The sequence below is a fragment of the Ferribacterium limneticum genome (assembly GCF_020510585.1).
GTDB lineage: Bacteria > Pseudomonadota > Gammaproteobacteria > Burkholderiales > Rhodocyclaceae > Azonexus.
This window is the reverse complement of sequence record NZ_CP075190.1, coordinates 466,412-484,222: the sequence shown is the minus strand read 5'-3', so window position 1 is coordinate 484,222 and position 17,811 is coordinate 466,412. Positions and strand designations below refer to the sequence as shown.

General features: G+C 62.0%; 14 protein-coding genes and 1 tRNA gene. 4 read left to right on the top strand and 11 right to left on the bottom strand.

Features of this window, described 5'->3' with window-relative positions; translation table 11 throughout:
- Positions 1-26: 26 nt before the first annotated feature.
- The 11 genes from KI613_RS02345 to KI613_RS02295 all read right to left on the bottom strand — a co-directional run bounded on the left by KI613_RS02345 (position 27) and on the right by KI613_RS02295 (position 12,205).
- The gene (locus KI613_RS02345) at positions 27-1,160 is read right to left on the bottom strand and encodes an efflux RND transporter periplasmic adaptor subunit (protein ID WP_226403617.1); all 1,134 of its coding nucleotides are present in this window, start codon (positions 1,158-1,160) and stop codon (positions 27-29) included.
- A 77-nt stretch (positions 1,161-1,237) separates the two neighbouring features.
- Complete coding sequence (locus KI613_RS02340; protein WP_226403616.1) at positions 1,238-3,241, bottom strand: acyl CoA:acetate/3-ketoacid CoA transferase; 2,004 nt, start codon at positions 3,239-3,241, stop codon at positions 1,238-1,240.
- A 31-nt stretch (positions 3,242-3,272) separates the two neighbouring features.
- Entirely contained in the window at positions 3,273-4,670 is a 1,398-nt protein-coding gene (locus tag KI613_RS02335; RefSeq protein WP_226403615.1) for a GntP family permease, read from the bottom strand.
- Between the two features lie 159 nt (positions 4,671-4,829).
- Positions 4,830-6,233: a sigma-54 interaction domain-containing protein gene (locus tag KI613_RS02330; RefSeq protein WP_226403614.1), complete on the bottom strand. Its 1,404-nt coding sequence runs from the start codon at positions 6,231-6,233 to the stop codon at positions 4,830-4,832.
- Positions 6,234-6,246: 13 nt separating this feature from the next.
- Positions 6,247-6,831, bottom strand: coding sequence for a CBS domain-containing protein (locus KI613_RS02325; protein WP_226403613.1), 585 nt, complete (start codon positions 6,829-6,831; stop codon positions 6,247-6,249).
- Between the two features lie 177 nt (positions 6,832-7,008).
- A tRNA-Ala gene (locus KI613_RS02320) sits at positions 7,009-7,084 on the bottom strand.
- Positions 7,085-7,226: 142 nt separating this feature from the next.
- Entirely contained in the window at positions 7,227-8,213 is a 987-nt protein-coding gene (locus tag KI613_RS02315) for an L-threonylcarbamoyladenylate synthase (protein ID WP_226403612.1), read from the bottom strand.
- A gap of 25 nt (positions 8,214-8,238) precedes the next feature.
- Entirely contained in the window at positions 8,239-8,736 is a 498-nt protein-coding gene (gene purE, locus KI613_RS02310) for a 5-(carboxyamino)imidazole ribonucleotide mutase (RefSeq protein ID WP_226403611.1), read from the bottom strand.
- A 39-nt stretch (positions 8,737-8,775) separates the two neighbouring features.
- The gene (gene folD / locus KI613_RS02305) at positions 8,776-9,633 is read right to left on the bottom strand and encodes a bifunctional methylenetetrahydrofolate dehydrogenase/methenyltetrahydrofolate cyclohydrolase FolD (protein ID WP_226403610.1); all 858 of its coding nucleotides are present in this window, start codon (positions 9,631-9,633) and stop codon (positions 8,776-8,778) included.
- A gap of 74 nt (positions 9,634-9,707) precedes the next feature.
- Complete coding sequence (locus tag KI613_RS02300) at positions 9,708-10,331, bottom strand: indolepyruvate oxidoreductase subunit beta (protein ID WP_226403609.1); 624 nt, start codon at positions 10,329-10,331, stop codon at positions 9,708-9,710.
- Positions 10,328-12,205: a thiamine pyrophosphate-dependent enzyme gene (locus tag KI613_RS02295; RefSeq protein ID WP_226403608.1), complete on the bottom strand. Its 1,878-nt coding sequence runs from the start codon at positions 12,203-12,205 to the stop codon at positions 10,328-10,330. The genes KI613_RS02300 and KI613_RS02295 overlap by 4 nt, the downstream gene beginning before the upstream one ends.
- A 178-nt stretch (positions 12,206-12,383) precedes the next feature.
- Here KI613_RS02295 and KI613_RS02290 point away from each other — a divergent pair, with 178 nt between their 5' ends.
- The 4 genes from KI613_RS02290 to aceF all read left to right on the top strand — a co-directional run bounded on the left by KI613_RS02290 (position 12,384) and on the right by aceF (position 17,805).
- Complete coding sequence (locus KI613_RS02290; protein ID WP_226403607.1) at positions 12,384-12,986, top strand: cytochrome c oxidase subunit 3 family protein; 603 nt, start codon at positions 12,384-12,386, stop codon at positions 12,984-12,986.
- 2 nt (positions 12,987-12,988) lie between these two features.
- Positions 12,989-13,285, top strand: coding sequence for a hypothetical protein (locus KI613_RS02285; RefSeq protein WP_226403606.1), 297 nt, complete (start codon positions 12,989-12,991; stop codon positions 13,283-13,285).
- 188 nt (positions 13,286-13,473) lie between these two features.
- Positions 13,474-16,149 carry a pyruvate dehydrogenase (acetyl-transferring), homodimeric type gene (gene aceE, locus KI613_RS02280; protein WP_226403605.1) on the top strand — a complete coding sequence of 892 codons (2,676 nt, stop codon included), beginning with the start codon at positions 13,474-13,476 and terminating at the stop codon, positions 16,147-16,149.
- 15 nt (positions 16,150-16,164) lie between these two features.
- Positions 16,165-17,805: a dihydrolipoyllysine-residue acetyltransferase gene (gene aceF, locus KI613_RS02275; protein ID WP_226403604.1), complete on the top strand. Its 1,641-nt coding sequence runs from the start codon at positions 16,165-16,167 to the stop codon at positions 17,803-17,805.
- Positions 17,806-17,811: the final 6 nt, after the last annotated feature.

Genomic DNA, 17,811 nt, shown 5'->3' with positions numbered 1-17,811 from the left:
TTCCACGGTCAACCGGAAAAAACGGCTCATTTTGCAACTCCGTCGACCACCTTGACGACGTCGCCATCGGCCAGAAAGCCAGCCCCCGTCGCCACCACACGTGCCGCCGGTTCCAACCCGGAAAGAATTTCGATGCGCTCGCCAAGCCGGCGGCCGAGAGCGACCTTGGCCTGCGCCACACGGTCCTCGCCCTCCATCCGGAAAACATAGCCAAATCCTTCGCGCAGGACGACGGCCGATTGCGGCAGCGTCAGCGCCGGGCTTTGCGCCAGAGAAAATTCACCGCGCGCGAACATGCCGGCCCGGACGGCCGAAGTCACCGGCAGATCGACATAAACCAACCCGTTGCGGGTTTGCGGATCAACGCTCGGCGACACCGCCCGCACCGCGCCCTTGACCGTTTCCCCGCCCGGCGCCGTGAGGATGGCCACGACCCCGGCCTTGACCTTGCCGAGATCAGCCGACGGCACTTCGGCCCGCCATTCCAGCCGGCCACCGCGAATCAGACGAAACAGCTCCTGCCCGGTCTGGGTCAGCGAACCGACCGTCGCGCTGCGCGCCGAAATCACGCCGTCATCGGGCGCCAGCACCGCAGTCTTGCTGACTTTCAGGTCGGCGCCCTGCTGCCGGGCGCGCGCGGCGGCCAGGCGAGCCTGCGCCGTGTTCTGCGCCGTCTGGAATTGGGTGTTGAGCTGGGTGCTGTAGAAACCCTTTTCCCTGAGCTCCCTGGCCCGCTCGGCATTGCCTTTTGCCTCAGCGGCGCTGGCTTCGAGTTCGGCCACCGACGCCCGCGCCTCGGCCAGTTCGCTGGCCACCGTATCGCTGGCGATGCGGGCCAGAACCTGGCCCTTTTTGACCTTGTCGCCAACCTGGACACGGACTTCGGTGATCCGGTAATTGGCAATCTCGGCGCCGATCACCGCCTCCTGCCAAGCGACGACGTTGCCATTGGCGGGCAGCACGAGCGGCCAGTCAAGTTTTTGCGGCGCGGTCAGGCTGACCGTCAGGGCCGGGCGGGCAGCGGCCACCTTGGCGGCTTCGGCCGGCTTCGATTCATCGGAGCGTGAAAAAAAGACAGCGCCGGCCACCGCCAAAACAGCGATAGCCAGCGCAATACGTGTCTTGCGCCCGGCAAGCGGGCCCGAAAAAATGGAGTTCATGCCAAAACCTGTGTCGACCGCGGGAATCGTCGAATCATACCGCGGCCGATGTCACACGCCTAATGACCCTACGGTCATCATTGTTTGGCCAAGTGTCCCTCGGCCTCGTCGGCGCTCTCGTAGAGATGCGGCGAAATCCGCTGTTTCTCGAGCGCCTCGCCGAGTTTCATGCGCAGGAAAGTGCTCGAGGTATAGCGCGTCACGTCGTGGTAGTGCCGATCCATGATGCCTTTGACGACGCCGATGTACTCATCGACCAGCTCAGGCACGATGGAGAAACGGTCGTAATTGACGATGGCGTTGACCTTGTGGCCGATCGGCGCCAGTTTGCTCTCGACGGCTTCGAGGATGCGGCTGATATCCGCTTCGCTGCGCACGCTGAGCCCGGCGAAATCGACAAAGAACAGGTTTTGCGCCGGGTCGTAGGTGAGTCGCTCGGCCAGCGGCCGTTCAAGCATTTCAGCCCGGAAATTCATCGGCTCGTCGGTGAAGATCCGCGCATCCATGAGCTTCGGTTCGTGGTGCATGATTGGCTGGAATTCCATCTTGTCGAGGATGTCCTTCTGCAGATCGATGCCGGGGGCGATTTCGATCAGCTCCAGCCCTTCGCCGGTCAGCTTGAAGACGCAGCGCTCGGTGATGTAGAGCACCGTCTTGCCCCACTTGGCGGCTTGTGGGCCGCTGAAGGTGCGATGCTCGACCTCGTCGACAAACTTCACCGCCTTGCCGTCCTCGACAATGCTCAGTTTGCCGGCGTCGACCGCAACCTCCAGATTGCCGGCGGTAAAGGTGCCGACGAAAACGACCTTCTTGGCATTCTGCGAAATGTTGATGAAGCCGCCCGCCCCAGCCAGCCGCGGCCCGAACTTGGAGACATTGAGGTTGCCCTGCTTGTCGGCCTGGGCCAGACCGAGGAAGGCAATATCCAGCCCGCCACCATCGTAGAAATCGAACTGGCTGGGCTGGTCGATAATCGCCTGGGCATTGGTCGCCGCCCCGAAACTCAGGCCGCCGGCCGGCACGCCGCCGATGACGCCGGGTTCGGCGGTCAGCGTCATGAGGTCGATGACCTGCTCTTCGGCGGCGACGTTGGCGACACCTTCCGGCATGCCGATGCCGAGATTGACGACGGCGTTGGCTTTCAGTTCCAGCGCGGCGCGACGGGCGATAATCTTGCGCTCGCTCATCGGCATCGCCGCGATGGCCGACAGCGGCACCTTGATCTCGCCAGCAAAAGCCGGGCTGTACGGCTCGGCAAAGGTCTGCATGTGGTACTCCGGCTTTTCGGCGACCACGACGCAATCGACCAGAATGCCGGGAATCTTGACCTGGCGCGGGTTCAGCGTGCCGCGCTCGGCAATGCGCTCGACCTGGACGATGACAATGCCGCCCGAGTTGCGCGCCGCCATGGCGATGGCCTGCGCCTCGAGCGTCAAGGCCTCCTTCTCCATCGTCACATTGCCATCCGGGTCGGCCGTCGTGCCGCGGATGATGCCGATGTTGATCGGCAGCGCCTTGTAGAACAGGTACTCCTCGCCGTCTATTTCCATCAGGCGGACGACATCCTTGGTCGTCATTTCGTTGAGCTTGCCGCCGCCGAAACGCGGATCGACGAAGGTGCCCAGGCCGACCCGGGTCAGCGTCCCCGGCTTGCCGGCGGCAATGTCGCGAAAGAGGTGGGTGATCACCCCCTGCGGCAGGTTGTAGGCTTCGATCCGGTTGGAAACGGCCAGTTGTTGCAGCTTGGGGACCAGGCCCCAGTGGCCGCCGATGACCCGGCTGACCAGGCCATCGTGACCGAGGTGATTGAGGCCACGCTCCTTGCCGTCGCCCTGCCCGGCCGCGTAAACGAGGGTCAGGTTGCGCGGCCGGCCGAGGCCGTGCACATCGGCTTCCTCGCCTTCGAGAAAAAGCGCTTCCAGCGCGACAGCGATATTTTCGGCAAAGCCGATGCCGACAAAACCGCCGGTAGCGACGGTATCGCCATCCTTGATCAGGCGGACGGCATCGCGTGCCGACACCACCTTGCCGGTGTCGGAAGCACGCAGCGACGAAGCCATTGGGTGACGTGACAAGGCCATGGTTTATCTCCTCTTTATTTTTATTGGATTATCAAACAATACCGGTCGCGTAGAACACCCCGATCACCACGAAAACTGCCATGGTCTTGATGCAGGTGATGGCGAAGATGTCCTTGTATGACTGACGATGGGTCAGGCCGGTGACGGCGAGCAGCGTGATTACGGCGCCGTTGTGCGGCAAGGTGTCCATGCCGCCGGAAGCCATCGAGGCAACGCGGTGGAAGACTTCGAGCGGAATGCCGGCGGCGTTGGCGTTGGCAATGAAGGTTTCGGCCATGGCCGCCAGCGCGATACCCATGCCGCCCGAGGCGGAGCCGGTGATGCCGGCCAGCGAGGTGACGGTGATCGCTTCGTTGATCAGCGGGTTGGGAATGGCGCTCAGGGCGTTGGCGACAACCAGGAAGCCGGGCAGCGCCGCGATCACGGCACCGAAACCGTACTCGGACGCGGTGTTCATGGTGGCCAGCAGGGCACCGCCAATGGCGCTCTTGCTGCCTTCACCGAACTTACTGAAGACCATTTTCCAGCCGAAGATGAAAACGGTGGCGATACCAATCAACAAAGCGCCTTCGACCGCCCAGATGGCAGCGACAGCCTTGGTTTGCTGGATGACGGGAGCGGCCTTGCCGATGACGGCCGGAATGAAGGAAACCTTCTCGCCATACAGCACCGGGATGGCCGTGGTGAACACCTTGTTCATGACGCCGACCATGATCAGCGGCAGGATGGCGATGGCCGGATGGACGAGCTTTTCGCTGGAAACCGCTTCCGGTTCATTGATGTGGCCTTCGCCATAACCTTCGCCAGCCTTGGCGGCGCGACGACGGCAACTTTCCAGATAGATCATGCCGACGACGAAAATGAACAGGCCGCCGATGATGCCCAGCCACGGCGCAGCGTAGATGTCGGTCTTGAAGAAGGTGGTCGGAATGATGTTCTGGATCTGCGGCGTGCCGGGCAGGGAGTCCATCGTGAAGGTGAAGGCGCCGAGCGCGATGGTGCCGGGAATCAGGCGCTTGGGAATGCCGCCCTGACGGAACATTTCGGCAGCAAAGGGATAGACGGCGAAGACAACGACGAACAGTGATACACCGCCGTAGGTCAGCACCCCGCAGACGATGACGATGGAGAGCATGGCGCGCTCGCTGCCGATCATCTTGATCACCGAGGCGACGATCGATTTCGAGAAGCCGGATAGCTCAATGACCTTGCCGAAGACGGCGCCGAGCAAAAAGACCGGGAAGAAGTTCTTCACGAAGCCGACCATCTTGTCCATGAAGAGGCCGGTAAACATCGGTGCAACCATGTTCGGGTCGATGAAAAGCACGGCGCCCATGGCGGCGATTGGTGCAAACAGGATGACGCTGTAGCCGCGATAGGCTACGAACATCAGGAACGCCAGGGCGCCCAGAACGATGAGAAAGTCCACTTTGTCTCCTTGAATGTTATTGCGGAGCCTTCTCTATCGCACGCGGCGTGCCAGAGCATTCAACTCATTGACTATTATGGAATTCGACGTTTTTTCCGGTTGACCGTGGCATCGCGAACGTCTGCTCTGGCTGACACTCTGTCCAGCCAGGCAGACACTTCAGGCCGCCTCGGCATCAACCCCCAGGCCGGCAATCTTTTCGTACAGCGCCGCCCGCGAAATGCCGAGCAGCCGGGCGGCCTGAACCTTGTTCCCGGCACAGCTGCGCAAGGCTGCCAGGATCGCCTGTCGTTCGGCCTGGGCGACGACTTCGGCAATGCCGAGAACCTTGGCAAGCGGAGGAACGAGCGCCGCCTTGACCTTCGGCATGACCCGATCAAGATCGGCGCTTTCGAGCATGTCGCCATCGCTCATCAACAAGGCCCGTTCGAGCACATTGGCCAGTTCGCGCACATTGCCCGGCCAGTCGTGCTGAAGCAGACGATTGAGGCCCGACGTACTGATGCCGTGCAGGGGAATACCTTGCAGGCGGCAAATCTGCTCAATCAGGTAATCGGCCAGCAGGCCCATGTCTTCGGGACGCTCGCGCAAAGGCGGCGTTTTCAGGGTAATGACGTTGAGCCGGTAGTAGAGATCGGCGCGGAACTGGCCATCGGCGACCATTTGCTCGAGATCGCGACTGGTCGCCGCGATGATCCGCACATCGACGGTCAGCAGCTTGTTCGAACCAACCGGCTCGAACTCACGCTCCTGCAAGGCGCGCAGCAGCTTGGCCTGAAGCGCCAGCGACATGTCGCCGATTTCGTCGAGGAACAGCGTACCGCCATCGGCCAGCTTGAACTTGCCGTCGCGGCCGCGCTTGTCCGCGCCGGTATAGGCCCCCGCCGCGACACCGAAAAACTCCGCCTCAAGCAGCGTTTCCGGTACGGCGGCAATGTTGACCGCAACGAACGGCCCGTTGACCCGCGGGCTCGCCGCATGAATGGCCTGGGCCAGCAACTCCTTGCCCGTCCCCGTTTCGCCGAGAATGAGCACCGACGACGACGTTCGCGCCGCCCGCCGGGCCGCCTGCTTCAATTCACTACAGCCCGCACCGGCGCCGACAAAACTCGAAAAGGTATATTTGGTCCGCCGGGCATCGGCCAGTTTGCGCTCGGCCTCGGCCAGATCAGCCCGCAATCGCTGGTAGCGGGAAACCACCGGCGCCAGGTGGCGCGGATCGTCGTAGAGAATGAAGCCAACCGCGCCGACCACCTTGCCGCTCGCCTCGCGCAACGGCAGCCGCGTCACGACAAAGGACTCGTCGCCGAAATCCATGATATCGAGCATGATTGGCCGGCCGGTGCTGATCACCTGACGCATCAGGCTGTTCGGGATCACTTCCTCGATTGGCCGACCGATCGTCGCCGCCAGATCGCTGATCCCCAGACGGCCGGGATATTGGTCGTTCATCCAGACTACGTTACCCAAGGCGTCGACAATCACCGCCCCCTCGCACAGATCGGCAAAGTGCGAGAGCAGTGACTGCGACGCCAACTGGCGCAAATCGTCTGACGTGGTCATGCCGGCACCGGCATCACGGAGCCAGCGCCGCCTCGATTTCGGCAAAGGTGCTGGCCAGCTCGAAACCGAGCACCGGCACGCCAAGCTGACGACCGATATTGGTTGCCGAGAACAAACCGCGCACGCGTGGCAAGCCAGTCGCCGCATCGACGTCTTCGACCAGAATATGCTGGCGACCGAGGCGTTTCAGGGCGTCGAGGATATCGACGACGCGCACGTTCAGCACTTCCTTCAAATAGAGCGTGTCGACATGACTGATCGGCGTCATGAGCTCGACCACCTTCAGTTCGTCGCGCTTGCAGCCGCGCGCCGAAGCCACCTGCATCGGCTTCTCGCCGAGGATGTCGCGGGCGGTAATCAGGCCTTCCAGCCGGTCGTTAGCCGAGGTGACCATAAGCAGACGAACGCCGCGCGCAATCATCTGCGCATTGGCCTCAACCACCGAGGCATCGGGCGCAATGACCACCACGCTGACCCGCAGGAAGTCCGTCATCGCCTCAATCGCCGGCGAGTCGGCACCGATCACGTTGTATCCGGAAGCGCTCAATGTAATGTTTTTGGAAATCTTGTGCGTTTGCACCTTGGGTACCAAACTCATGTCTCGATCCTCCATCCATTATTGTTTTGCGACCAAACCTCTGTTGAGTCAGGCCAGCCTGACACAGACAAAGTATTCGGCGATTCGCGCAGCAATACAAGCACCCCGAGGGAAATCCCTAACCCGGCATGCACAAATGAAAAAAGCCTGAAAAATCAGGCTTTTTAAAGAATTCGATGGTGGAGAGGATGAGGATCGAACTCACGACCTCCTGATTGCGAACCAGGCGCTCTCCCAACTGAGCTACCCCCCCCAACGGGGACCGATTCTAGCGCACTCCGATTTGCAGATCAAAGCAGGGTTTTGAGTAATCAGGAATTAAGTGCCAGCAACAGTGCTTGCGGGCGACATTTCAATTTTGGCCGTTTTTTCCGGTTGACCGTGGAAGTCGGCGTTTAGGCTTGCCCGGCCCCGGCAACGGCGCGGCGCAGGCGGTCGGAGACTGCGGCCCAGGCTGGTTCGTCGGGCAGGGCTTCGACGGCGATCAGGTCGACACCGGCGTGGTCCATGTCGCGCAGGGCGGCGTAGAGGTCGTGGGCGTAGCCGACCGGGTCGGCCGGCACCATGCGCCAAACGTGGGGCATGCCGGCGTGCGGCGGCTGGTTGGTGCTGATGACGCCGCAGCGATCGCCTTTGTGGCGCTGGGCGTTGATGAAATCGAGCAGGCGCTCGGAGGAAACCAGGCGCATCGGCGTTTGTGGCGCGTAGTGGGCGGCCAGCGAGCCGGAGACGCGCGGCGCGCCGACCGCGGTTTCGATGTTCGGGCGGCGGCCGAGAACGGCTTCGAGATGGGCCGGGGCGATGTGGCCGGGACGCAGGACGACCGGTTCGCCGCGCGAGCAATCAACGATCGTCGATTCGATGCCGACCTTGCACGGCCCGCCATCGAGGATCAACGGCACGCGATCGCCCAACTCTTCACGGACGTGTTCAGCCGTGGTCGGGCTGATCCGGCCGAAGCGGTTGGCCGACGGCGCAGCGATGCCGGCATGTTCGCCGGCGACGGCGGCAAAAGCACGGAGCAGATCGAGCGCCACGGGATGGCCGGGGACGCGCAGGCCAACGGTATCCTGCCCGCCGGTCACGGCGTCCGGCACCCAGGCCTGTTTTTTCAGGATCAGGGTCAACGGGCCGGGCCAGAAGGCTTCCATGAGTTCCCAGGCGACAGCGGGAACCTGCTCAGCCCAATGATCGACGGCGTCGTGGCCGGCGATGTGGACGATCAGCGGATGATCGGCCGGTCGGCCCTTGGCGGCAAAAATTTTGGCGACGGCGGCCGGGTTGGCGGCATCCGCCCCCAGGCCGTAAACCGTTTCCGTCGGGAAGGCGACCAGCTCGCCGGCGCGCAACAATTCAACGGCGCGCGCGTAGTCCTGAGTCATTGGCGAAAGCTGGTCGGAGTGGCGTTCAAGGCTGATCGGGCAGCGTCTTGGACAGCACTTTTTCGGTCTGGCTCTGGCGGAAGCCGGCCAGCCTCTGGGCGATACCTTCGTCGCTCAAGGCCAGCATGGCGACGGCAAACAACGCGGCATTGGTCGCCCCGGCTTCGCCGACGGCGAAGGTGGCAACCGGAATGCCGCCGGGCATCTGGACCATGGAGAGCAGCGAATCGAGACCCATCAGGTGCTTGGAGGGCATCGGTACGCCGAGCACCGGCAGCTGCGTCTTGGCGGCGAGCACGCCGGCCAGGTGGGCGGCACCGCCAGCCGCACCGATCAGCACCTTGATGCCGCGGCCGGCGGCAGTAGAGGCGTAATCCAGTGCCTGATCCGGCGTGCGGTGGGCTGACAGAACCTTGGCTTCGTAGGGAATGTCCAGGTTCTTCAGGGCAACAGCGGCGGCGCGCATGATCGGCCAGTCGCTGTCCGAACCCATGACGATACCGACGAGGGGCTTTGTGCTCATGTTGTTAGTCCTTCAAGTTGGGATGGAAAGATGCCTTAGTCAGGCGGCGGCCGCTTTTCGTTCCGCAGCTTCGATGGTATTTGCCAGCAGCATGGTGATGGTCATCGGACCAACGCCGCCCGGCACCGGGGTGATCTGGCCGGCCACCTCAAGGCAGCTGGCAAAATCGACGTCGCCGCACAGCTTGCCGTCCGGCAGGCGGTTGATGCCGACGTCGATGACGACGGCGCCCGGCTTGACCATGTCGCCGGTAACGAACTTCGGCTTGCCGACGGCAGCGACCAGAATGTCGGCGCGGCTGGTGTGGAATTTCAGATCCTTGGTGCGCGAGTTGCACACGGTGACCGTCGCCCCGGCGTTGATGAGCAGCAGCGCCATCGGCTTGCCGACGATGTTGGAACGGCCGATGACGACCGCCTCCTTGCCGGTCAGATCGACGTTGCCCTTCTCGAACATCTTCATGACGCCGTAAGGCGTGCACGGGATGAAGCGTGGATTGCCCTGGGCCAGTGCACCGACGTTTTCAGCGTGGAACCCATCGACGTCCTTGTCGGCGGCGATCGCTTCAAGCACAGCCTCTTCGTCGAAATGCTTAGGCAGCGGCAGTTGGACAAGGATGCCGTGGATGTTCGGATCGGCGTTCAGTTCGGCGATCTTGTTGAGCACCGTGGCCTGATCGACCGTGGCCTCGTAGGTGATCTTCTCGGAGTGCATGCCGATGGCCAGGCAGCCATTGACCTTGTTGCGGACATAGACCTCGGAAGCCGGGTCGGCCCCGACCAGAATGACCACCAGACCGGGCTTGTGGCCCTTGGCGGTCAGTGCCTCGACGCGTGCCTTGAAACCCTGGCGCAGTTCTTCGGCCAGCGCCTTGCCGTCAATAATTTGAGCTGTCATCGTCGCATCCAACTGAAAAGAAAAAGGGGAAAGGCAGAGGCCTTTCCCTTTGAATTGGCGCGTATTTTACCAGATTACGCGGCAGCAGTTTCCGCTTCGCCGACAGCTGCGCGACCTGCTTCGAAAGCCCGACGATTCAGTTCGACCAGTTTTTCGCCCTTGCGCTGGAAGCGCTTGAGCACGCAATCGAGCAAGACCTCGGCGCCAAACGGCAGGTGATCGGCGATGGCGCCGAGCATGACCGTGTTGCCGAGGCGGATGTCGCCAAGATTCTGCGCAATGGTCGTGGCATCGAAGGCGACGACCTTGTTGCCGGATTTCCTGATCTCGGCCAGCGGGTCTTCCGGGTAATCGAACAGGCCGAGTTCGACGACCGGCGGCACCAGCCTGGCCGTGTTCATCAACGTGATGCCGCCCGGCTTGAGCATGTGCTGCCAGCGCATGGCCTCGGCCGACTCAAAACCGAGCAGCACGTCGGCCGTGCCCGGCGTGATCTGGGGCGACAGGACGCGCTGGCCGAAACGCAGGTGCGACGAGACAACGCCGCCGCGCTGTGCCATGCCGGCGACTTCGGTTTTCTTGACGTCGTGGCCCAGCGCGATGGCGGCTTCGGCGAGGATTTCGGTCGCCGTCATGACTCCCTGGCCGCCGATGCCGACGACGAGGATGTTGGTGCAGGTGTTTTCAACTCGGTTCATGCTGCGCAGCCTCCCTTGGTAACAAGCTGAATCGGCGAGGTCGGCACATGATGGACGATGGCTTTCGGCGCGCAGGGCTGGACGCACAGACCGCAACCGGTACACACCGAGGTTTCGATGCGCACGAAAGCCAGATTGACCTCGCGACCGCTCGGCTTGACCTCCTTGCCGCGCCGCGTGACGTGGATGGCCGGGCAACCGACGTCGATGCAATTGCCGCAACCGGTACACTTGTCCTCGACGACCTCGAAAGGCTTGAGCTTGTGGTAATCCTTGACCAGCACGCAGGGCTGGTCGGTGATGATGACCGACACCTCGGGCACCTTGACCTCTTCGCGGATGGTCTTGAAGAGCACCGGCAACTCATACGGATTGACGACGTGGATGCGTTCGTCCCTGACACCCAGCGCACTGACCAGCTTGGCGAAATCGACGCGCGGCGCTTCTTCGCCGTGGATGCCATAGCCGTTACCCGGATTATTCTGGCCGCCCGTCATGCCGACAGCGCGGTTGTCGAGCAAAAGCACAGTGACGTTGCCCTTGTTGTAAACCATGTCGAGCAGGCCCTGCATGCCCATGTGCAGGAAGGTTGAGTCGCCTATTACGGCGACCACGCGCTTGTCCTTGTCCGATTCGCCACGCCCCTTGTCCATGCCTAGCGCAACGCCCATCGAGGCACCCATCGAGACGCAGGTGTCGAGGGCATTCCACGGGTGGCCGGCGCCCAGCGTGTAACAGCCGATGTCGCCCGAGATGTTGAGATTGCGCACTTGCGACAGCGTGTAATAGACACCGAGGTGCGGACAGGCGACGCACATCGTCGGCGGCCGCGGGAAAACCTGCAGCGGGGCTAGGGCGGTTGTTTCCGGCACCGGCTCGCCGAGCAGTTTGGCGATGGCCGGCTTGAGCACGTTGGGCGACAACTCACCCTGAAGTGGCAGGATTTCCTTGCCGATCACCTTGAGGCCTTGCGCCTTGAGTTCGGTTTCGATGAGTGGCTCGACTTCTTCGACGATGACAACCTGGTCGACCAGCGCAGCCAGTTCGCGACACTTCTCGAACGGCACCGGGCTGGAGAAGCCAAGCTTCAAGACCGGCGCGTTCGGGAAAGATTCCTTGACGTGCATGTAGGCTGGGCCGGAGGCGATGAAGCCGACACATTTGTCGGAGCCGTCCTCGATGAAATTCAGTTCGGATGTTTCGGCCAGTTCGCGCAACTTGATATCGCGGGCGAACATCAGCGGGATGCGCTTGCCGGCATTGCCTGGCACCATGACGAAGCGGGCCGGTTCCTTCTTGAAGCCGGCGCCGACGTACTCGTTCCGCTCGCCGACCGTAACCAGCGACTTGACGTGGTTGATCCGCGTCGTCATGCGCAGGATGACCGGCACCTGGAATTTCTCCGACAGCTCGTAGGCGTACAGCGTCATCGCGTAGGCTTCCTGCGAATCCGCGGGCTCGAGCACCGGGACGTGGGCGAAGCGGCCCCAGTAGCGGGAATCCTGCTCGTTCTGCGATGAGGACAAGCCGACGTCGTCGGCAATGGCGATGACCAGGCCACCGATGACGCCGGTCAGGGTCAAGGTCATCAGCGCATCGGAGGCGACATTCATGCCGACATGCTTCATGCAGCAGAAGGAACGCGAGCCGGCGTAGGCGGCACCGATGGCAACTTCCAGCGAAACCTTCTCATTGACCGACCACTCGGCGTAGAGATCCGGGTAGCTGGAAATGACTTCCAGCATTTCAGTAGATGGCGTGCCGGGATAAGCGGCGGCGACTTTCACGCCAGCCTCCCAGACGGCGCGGGCGACTGCTTCGTTACCGGACATCAGAACCCGGCTTGCTGCCGGTACAGGCATGACTGCCGCCATGTCGACTCCTCGATCGTTTGGACCAAACCACAAATTATAAAAAGATACGTTTTTCCGAACTTGATACAGCGCAATACATATAAATGTATTTTTCGTGTCATATCAGATTGCCGTTGATGGACATCAAGGCCGGCACGACCTGCCCGCGGAACAATGACCCCTCGCCAAGAACCCGACCATGAACGCCGCCACCCTCCTCGCCGATCCGCCCCCCGTTGCCGAAAGCCCGTTCCGCATTCCCGGCAACAAAGGCATCTGGGCCGGCATCACCTGCGAATTCGTCGAATTCGCCGTACTTTTTGCGGTGTATTTCATCGCCCGCGCCCATTTTCCGCAGGCTTTCCACGACGGCGCCCAACGCCTGTCGGTCGCTGCCGGAACGACCATCACGCTGCTCATGATCACGAGCAGCTACTTCATCGCCTGCTCGGTCAATGCCATCCGCCAGGACAAGCATCGCTCGGCCGTCATCTGGCTGATCGCCGGACTGGTCGTCGCGCTCGGCTATCCGCTGACCAAGGTGCTCGAAATCGACTGGAACCTGGCGCATGGCATCAACGGCGAATCGGGCATTTTTTTCACCGTCTATTACTACCTGACCTTCACCCATCTGGTGCACGCCACCTGGGGCATCCTCGGCATTCTGTGGGTGCTCGCCCGGCTGAGCTTTCGTGGCTATTCGTCGGCCGACTACGCCGGACTCGAAGCGCTGGCCTGCTACTGGCACGCCACCGACATCATCTGGCTGGTCATCTTTCCCTTGTTCTACGTCCTGGCTTGAACATGGATTCCAAAAATGACCATTTTTCCCGGTTGACCGTGGCATGGCTCGCGCTGGTCGCCCTGACGCTGGCCAGCCTCGGCCTTAGCGAATGGTTCCGCGAGGTGCGCTGGCTGCCCTTGCTGGTCGCCGCCATCATCTGGATCAAGGGCGTCGTGGTCGCCCGTTGCTTCATCGAGTCGGCGGTTGCCCACCCGTTCATCGCCCGCGTACTCAAGGTCTTCATCGCCGTTTCGCCGCTCGCCCTGATCGCCACCGCCTTCTTCGGCGGCACGCTGGCCCGCTGGGCCACGCTCTAAGCTCCCCGTTGTAAATATGCAAAAAAACCCGAGGTACGGGTTTGTCCTTATTGCACAATGCGAATTTTGTTTTTACAATGCGAAACGCGACTAAGGGAAAGTACGGACTCGCGCAGCGCATCGGAAGCAGTTAAAGTAGTTTTGCTAAACGGGCAAAACAGAATGACATTCAACCCAGGAGACAAACCATGGCCGAACAACCGAACAATTTGCCTGACCCTGCCGACGTAGATCCGCAGGAAACCAAAGAGTGGATTGACGCCCTTGGCGGCGTCCTCGCCAACGAAGGCGCCGACCGCGCCCATTACCTGATCGAGAAGCTGATCGGCCAGGCCCGCGAAGACGGGATCGATCTGCCCTACTCGGCCAACACCGAATACATCAACACCATTCCGGCCGACCAGCAGCCCAAGTACCCGGGCAACCCGGACATGGAAATCAAGCTGCACTCCTATATCCGCTGGAACGCGATGGCCATGGTCGTCCGCGCCAACAAGGACACCAACGTCGGCGGCCACATCGCCTCCTTCGCGTCAGCCGCTGCCCTTTACGACGTCGGCTTTTCGCATTTCTGGCGCAGCATCAATGATCCGTCTGGCGGCGACCTGATCTTCTTCCAGGGCCATTCCGTTCCGGGCGTCTATTCCCGCGCCTTCATGCTCGGTCGCCTGAGCGAAGAACAGATGGACAACTTCCGTCAGGAAACCGGCGGCAAAGGCATTTCGTCCTACCCGCACCCGTGGCTGATGCCCGATTTCTGGCAATTCCCGACCGTTTCAATGGGCCTCGGCCCGATCCAGGCCATTTATCAGGCCCGCTTCATGAAGTACCTCGACTCGCGCGGACTGGCCAAGGCCGGTGATCGCAAGGTCTGGGCCTTCCTCGGTGATGGCGAGACCGATGAAGTCGAATCGCTCGGCGCCATCGGCATGGCCGGACGCGAAAAACTCGACAACCTGATCTTCGTCATCAACTGCAACCTGCAGCGCCTCGACGGCCCGGTACGCGGCAACGGCAAGATCATTCAGGAACTCGAATCCGAGTTCCGCGGTGCCGGCTGGAACGTCATCAAGCTGGTCTGGGGCACCCACTGGGATGCGCTGTTTACCCGCGACAAGAAGGGCATCCTCAAGAAGCGCATGATGGAGCTGTGCGATGGCGAGTACCAGACCTTCAAGGCCAAGAACGGCGCCTACGTCCGCGAACATTTCTTCAACACGCCGGAACTGCGCGAACTGGTCGCCGACTGGACCGATGACGAGATCTGGAATCTGAACCGCGGCGGCCACGACATCTTCAAGATCTTCGCCGCCTACGACCGCGCCATCAAGACCAAGGGCGCCCCGACCCTCATTCTCGCCAAGACCATCAAGGGCTTCGGCATGGGCCAGGCCGGCGAAGCGATGAACACCTCGCACCAGCAGAAGAAGATGGACAAGGAGCAGATCGGCCGCTTCCGCGACCGCTTCAACCTGCCGGTGCCGGACGACCAGCTCTACGAACTGCCTTACCTCAAGTTCGCCGAAGACTCACCGGAATACCAGTACATGCTCCAGCGTCGCATGGACCTCGGCGGCTTCCTGCCGCAGCGCCGCCGCAAGGCCGAGCCGCTGCAGATTCCGGCACTCGACACCTTTGCAGCGCTGCTCAAGGCGTCTGGCGAAGGCCGCGAACTGTCCACGACGATGGCCATCGTCCGCATCATGAACATGATGTTGAAGGACAAGAATGTCGGCAAGAACGTCGTGCCCATCGTGCCGGACGAGTCGCGCACTTTCGGCATGGAAGGCATGTTCCGCTCGGTCGGCATCTGGAATCAGGAAGGCCAGAACTATGTGCCGGAAGACCATGACCAGCTGATGTTCTACAAGGAATCGAAGACCGGTCAGGTGCTGCAGGAAGGCATCAACGAATCGGGCGCGATGAGCGACTGGATCGCCGCCGCTACCTCCTACTCCGTGCATAACGTGCAGACCATTCCGTTCTATATCTGCTACTCGATGTTCGGCCTGCAGCGTGTCATGGACCTGTGCTGGGCGGCTGGCGACCAGCGCGCCCGCGGCTTCCTGATCGGCGGTACGGCCGGTCGCACGACACTGAACGGCGAAGGCCTGCAGCACGAAGACGGCCACAGCCTGATCCTGTCCAACCTGATCCCGAACTGCGTTTCCTACGACCCGACCTTCCAGTATGAAGTCGCCGTGGTCACCCAGGACGGCATGCGCCGCATGTTCCAGGAGCAGGAAGACGTCTTCTATTACCTGACGGTGATGAACGAGAACTACGAGCACCCGGAAATGCCGGCCGGTTCGGAAGCCGACATCATCAAGGGCATGTACCTGTTCAAGAAGGGTGGCGAATCGGCCGGCCCGCGCGTTCAGCTGCTCGGTTCCGGCACCATCTTCCGTGAAGTCATCGCTGCCGCCGACCTGCTCAAGGCCGACTGGGGTGTCGAGGCTGACCTCTGGGGTTGCCCGAGCATGAACGAACTGGCCCGCAACGGCATCGATACCCAGCGCTGGAACATGCTGCATCCGCTCGAAGAGCCGAAGCTGTCGCACGTCGAGCAAAAGCTGGCGGGCGCCAAGGGCCCGGTCATCGCTTCGACCGACTACATCAAGCTGTTCTCCGAGCAGATCCGTCCCTTCGTCAAGGCACCGTACGTCACGCTCGGCACCGATGGTTTCGGCCGTTCGGATACCCGCGAGAAGCTCCGTCACTTCTTCGAAGTCGATCGTCACTGGGTGACGCTGGCCGCCCTCAAGGCGCTGGCCGACAACGGCGAGATCAAGCGCGAAGTGGTTGCTGCCGCTCTGGTCAAATACAACCTGGATCCGGCCAAGCCGAATCCGATGTCGGTTTAATCGGGGAGAGACAACATGAGCCAAATCATTGAAGTCAAAGTCCCCGATATCGGCGATTTCGCTGAAGTGCCGGTGATCGAGTTGTACGTCAAGGTCGGCGACAGCATCAAGGTCGACGATGCCATTGCCACGCTGGAATCCGACAAGGCGACGATGGATGTGCCTTCCACGGTCGACGGCGTTATCAAGGAAGTTTTGGTCCAGCTCGGTTCCAAGGTTGGCGAAGGCACCGTGCTGATCAAGGTTGAAACGGGTGGTGCCGCTGTTGCAGCGCCTGCCGCTGCCTCCGCACCGGCCGTCCAGGCTGCTGCACCGGCGCCGGCGCCGGCGGCGGCGCCGGTTGCCGCCGCGCCCTCGGCTGGTGGCGGTGTGGTTGAAGTCAAGGTGCCCGATATCGGCGATTTCGCCGAAGTCCCGGTCATCGAGCTCTACGTCAAGGTCGGCGACAGCATCAAGGTTGACGATGCGATCGCCACGCTCGAATCCGACAAGGCAACAATGGATGTTCCTTCCACTGTTGCTGGCACGGTCAAGGAAGTCCTCGTCCAGCTCGGCTCCAAGGTTGGCGAAGGCACAGTACTGATCAAGGTTGAAACGGGCGCATCCGCCCCGGCGGCTGCACCGCAAGCCGCTGCTCCGGCGCCTGTCGCTGCTGCCGCAGCCCCGGTTGCCGCGCCCGCCGCCGCACCGGCTGCTGCCGCACCTGCTGCACTGGCTCCGGCCCTGGCAGCCGGCGCCAAGGTTCACGCCTCGCCGTCCGTCCGCGCCTATGCCCGCGAACTCGGTGTCGATCTGAACAAGGTGCCGGCTACCGGCCCGAAGAACCGCATCGTCAAGGAAGACCTGACCAAGTACGTCAAGGGCGTCATGTCAGGCGCCACCGCTGCCCCGGTCGCTGGCGGCGCCAGCCTCGGCGGCGGGCTCGATCTGCTGCCCTGGCCGAAGGTCGATTTCGCCAAGTTCGGCGAAATCGAGGTCAAGCCACTGTCGCGCATCAAGAAGATTTCCGGCCAGAACCTGTCGCGCAACTGGGTCATGATCCCGGCTGTCACGTACCACGAAGATGCCGACATCACCGACATCGAAGCCTTCCGCGTGCTGCTCAACAAGGAAAACGAAAAGGGTGGCGGCGCCAAGCTGACCATGCTGGCTTTCCTCATGAAGGCTTGCGTCAAGGGCCTGCAGAAATTCCCGGAATTCAATTCCTCGCTCGACGGCGACAATCTGGTGCTCAAGAAGTATTTCAACATCGGCTTCGCCGCCGACACGCCGAACGGTCTGGTCGTGCCGGTGGTCAAGAACGTCGACAAGAAGTCGGTCTTCGAACTGGCCCAGGAATCCGGCGAGCTGGCCAAGCAAGCGCGTGACGGCAAGCTCAAGCCGGCCGACATGCAAGGCGCCTGCTTCACCATTTCCAGCCTGGGCGGTATCGGCGGCACCTACTTCGCGCCTATCGTCAATGCGCCGGAAGTGGCCATCCTCGGGGTCAACAAGTCGGCCATGAAACCGGTCTGGGACGGCAAGCAATTCGTGCCGCGCCTGACCCTGCCGCTGTCGCTGACCGCCGACCATCGCGTCATCGACGGCGCGCTGGCCACCCGCTTCAACGTCTACATCGCGCAGCTGCTGGCCGACTTCCGTCGCGTCGCGCTGTAAGGGGAG

Excerpts from the sequence above, each read along its gene's own strand:
- purE (WP_226403611.1), bottom strand. The coding sequence starts at position 8,736 with ATGAGCACAAAGCCCCTCGTCGGTATCGTCATGGGTTCGGACAGCGAC.
- KI613_RS02290 (WP_226403607.1), top strand. The coding sequence starts at position 12,384 with ATGAACGCCGCCACCCTCCTCGCCGATCCGCCCCCCGTTGCCGAAAGC.
- KI613_RS02345 (WP_226403617.1), bottom strand. The coding sequence starts at position 1,160 with ATGAACTCCATTTTTTCGGGCCCGCTTGCCGGGCGCAAGACACGTATT.
- aceF (WP_226403604.1), top strand. The coding sequence starts at position 16,165 with ATGAGCCAAATCATTGAAGTCAAAGTCCCCGATATCGGCGATTTCGCT.
- folD (WP_226403610.1), bottom strand. The coding sequence starts at position 9,633 with ATGACAGCTCAAATTATTGACGGCAAGGCGCTGGCCGAAGAACTGCGC.
- KI613_RS02300 (WP_226403609.1), bottom strand. The coding sequence starts at position 10,331 with ATGAACCGAGTTGAAAACACCTGCACCAACATCCTCGTCGTCGGCATC.
- KI613_RS02285 (WP_226403606.1), top strand. The coding sequence starts at position 12,989 with ATGGATTCCAAAAATGACCATTTTTCCCGGTTGACCGTGGCATGGCTC.
- KI613_RS02315 (WP_226403612.1), bottom strand. The coding sequence starts at position 8,213 with ATGACTCAGGACTACGCGCGCGCCGTTGAATTGTTGCGCGCCGGCGAG.
- KI613_RS02295 (WP_226403608.1), bottom strand. The coding sequence starts at position 12,205 with ATGGCGGCAGTCATGCCTGTACCGGCAGCAAGCCGGGTTCTGATGTCC.
- KI613_RS02330 (WP_226403614.1), bottom strand. The coding sequence starts at position 6,233 with ATGACCACGTCAGACGATTTGCGCCAGTTGGCGTCGCAGTCACTGCTC.
- KI613_RS02325 (WP_226403613.1), bottom strand. The coding sequence starts at position 6,831 with ATGAGTTTGGTACCCAAGGTGCAAACGCACAAGATTTCCAAAAACATT.
- KI613_RS02340 (WP_226403616.1), bottom strand. The coding sequence starts at position 3,241 with ATGGCCTTGTCACGTCACCCAATGGCTTCGTCGCTGCGTGCTTCCGAC.
- aceE (WP_226403605.1), top strand. The coding sequence starts at position 13,474 with ATGGCCGAACAACCGAACAATTTGCCTGACCCTGCCGACGTAGATCCG.